2 protein-coding genes and 1 pseudogene are annotated in these 2,725 nt (G+C 46.2%); 2 read left to right on the forward strand and 1 reads right to left on the reverse strand.

Translation table 11 applies throughout. From position 1 onward, the window contains the following. Nucleotides 1-833: pseudogene (locus QUA71_RS23370) on the forward strand (WD40 repeat domain-containing protein); the annotation flags it as partial. Nucleotides 834-1,060: 227 nt separating this feature from the next. On the opposite strand, the gene QUA71_RS23375 reads toward QUA71_RS23370, so the two are convergent. Then, the gene (locus QUA71_RS23375; protein ID WP_333288690.1) at nucleotides 1,061-2,266 is read right to left on the reverse strand and encodes a phytochelatin synthase family protein; all 1,206 of its coding nucleotides are present in this window, start codon (nucleotides 2,264-2,266) and stop codon (nucleotides 1,061-1,063) included. A 64-nt stretch (nucleotides 2,267-2,330) separates the two neighbouring features. Between QUA71_RS23375 and QUA71_RS23380 the strand changes: the two genes are divergently transcribed. Then, nucleotides 2,331-2,630, forward strand: coding sequence for an aldehyde dehydrogenase family protein (locus QUA71_RS23380; RefSeq protein WP_333288692.1), 300 nt, complete (start codon nucleotides 2,331-2,333; stop codon nucleotides 2,628-2,630). The last annotated feature ends 95 nt before the right edge of the window (nucleotides 2,631-2,725 follow it).

Here is a 2,725-nt window from a genome sequence, read left to right on the forward strand (position 1 = left end):
TTAGCGTCGCTTTTAGTCCAGATGGCAAAACTTTGGCTTCGGCAAGCTTTGACAAGACCATCAAACTGTGGAACCTGCAAACCCAAACACCCATTGCTACCCTCGCTGGGCACAGCAATCTGGTCTATAGCGTCGCCTTTAGTCCAGATGGCTTGACTTTGGCTTCTGCTAGCGCTGACAAGACCATCAAACTGTGGAACCTGCAAAGCCAAACACCCATAGCTACCCTTACCGAGCATAGCAATTCTGTCAGAAGCGTCGCCTTTAGTCCAGATGGCTTGACTTTGGCTTCTGCAAGCTTTGACAAGACCATCAAACTGTGGAACATGGAAACCCAAAAACCCCTTGCTACCCTCACCGGGCATAGCTATTCGGTTTATAGCGTCGCCTTTAGTCCAGATGGCACAACTTTGGCTTCTGCAAGCTTTGACAACACCATCAAACTGTGGCATCTACAAAGCCAAAAACCCATTGCTACCCTCACCGGGCACAGCGATTCGGTCTGGAGCGTTGCCTTTAGTCCCGATGGCTTGACTTTGGCTTCTGCTAGCAGTGACAACACCATCAAACTGTGGCATCTGCAAAGCCAAAAACCCATTGCTACCCTCACCGGGCACAGCGATTCGGTCTGGAGCGTTGCCTTTAGTCCAGATGGCAAAACTGTGGCTTCTGCTAGCAGTGACAAAACCATTAAACGGTGGGCTTGGGATTTCCATAAACTGATGGCATTTGGCTGCAACTGGCTCGGCGATTATCTCAGAACCAACCCGAAAGCAACAGCAGAGGATAAACAGATGTGTGCTGATTACCTTAGCCAAGAGTCAATCAAATAGAATTTAGGCAAAAACAGCCAGCAAGCCAGATGTTCACACTACATTTTTTACCACCACTTCCACTTTTTCCGTTGTCCATTCCTCACTCGCATCAGTCACAACCCTAGTATTTGGCTGCGGCGAATCTTCCTCCACAACCGCCACCAGCCTGGGATTATTAAATCTTGCTATTTAATTTTCACTTTTGTCGTTAGTCGAGGTTTGGGGAGTTCAAAAGGCGGTAGGTGCTAACTCAGAGGGATATTGCACTGATGTCCCTTGGAATATAAAGTGTAAAACTCCTGGAGTGCTGACATTTGTTCTCTCAATCTAGATATCTCTACATCCAAGGGAGGGAGTAGTTTCTCAAGGTGGCGAACCTCACTAAACCACCGTCGTAACTCGGGTTTGAGAGTTGCATAGAGCGTTTCGGGACACGAGAGTAATATTGCTGTTATTATCTCTGCTACGAATAGCTGGTGCGATCGCCACTTGCGTACAACAGACATTGCATCCGAGTCATCGCTTGACAAGCATTGGTGAACAATATCAAACAGTGAATTTAACTCAATAGCTGCCCGTAATTTCTCAAGTGTCTCTGCCGTCTCTGACGAGGTATGCACCATAGTTGTGAATTCAACAGGCCAATGGTGCAGAATGGTACTGACAAATGAAGCAATTGAATCAGGTTGCTCTTTTCTCAGAATGTCTGGGAGTATTTCTGTAAAGTAAGGAGCAACACTACGCCACTGATGTAAATCACAAGCAACATGAAAAAAGGTTTCTGGCAACCCTTCACTCTTCTGCAATAAAATATAACCTCGACATTGATTAGTGACGGGATCGACAGGTTCAAATGCTTGCCATAACAAAGGTAGAGAAACCCAGTGAGGTGGATATTTGAAACGGGCAACATCCAGCAGAAGAACTAGATCCCGCTGTGGATGATAGCCACCAATTGGTGAAAAGTGACCATCACCCGTTTGTCTCAATACCTTTCGGCTGTAGGAAACAACTAGATGAATATCACCTGACGCCGTAGTCACCTCCTCAACTGCTTGCCGAAAGTTTTCCAAGCTGCTTTGGTGGTAGCGGTTAGGTTTTACAACAGCACCGTTGCAACGTGCGAGACAGACAAACTCATCAAAGGTGATACCGTTTTCTTTAATGACTGAAAGAGGTAAGCAACAGTCTAAAAATTCTTCTCCATACCATCTCCACACCCCTTTCCAAATGCGACCCGGATCGATGGATAAGGCATTAAGAACAACAACTAAACTACCCAATCCACAAAAAGCGGGTTCTGCTTGAGTATGAAACTGTTCCGCTAGAGCAAAATACCCTTCCATACCTCCCAATGCCAAGGCTTCTCGAAAAATTTGCCTTCCCTCTACGGAGGAAAAGGCAATAGCAGAATCGGGGAGTGAACGACGATAAAACCCTTGAGCAGACATTGAGTATTTTAACCCTTATTGCTTATGGTGCTAATAAATATTATGCAATATCGTCAGCTTGATAATGATGAATGCACTTATTTACTATTTTTTTCAATTACTTCGCAAGCTCCATCCGATCTCAAGAAGGCTCGATCGGCGAACTCGACGAAACCACCGTGTCATTAACGGGCCCGGCGCCGAAATCGGCAAAACCCTCGCCACCAGTCCCCGGAGTGCCAAAGTCGCCTTCACAGGCGAAACCACCACCGGCAGGCTAATCATGCAATACGCCTCCCAAAACGTCATCCCCGTCACCCTAGAATTAGGCGGCAAATCCCCCAACATTTTCTTTGAAGATACAGCAGATTCCATGTATATATGATACACTTTATTTAGTATATAACCCTCTTTTGTCACTCTCGTGGTAGTATAAGCAGTGACACACCCCAAAAGCATTGCCAGTCCTATGGTAGACCC

This window comes from Microcoleus sp. MON1_C5, assembly GCF_036701875.1.
Lineage (GTDB): Bacteria > Cyanobacteriota > Cyanobacteriia > Cyanobacteriales > Microcoleaceae > Microcoleus.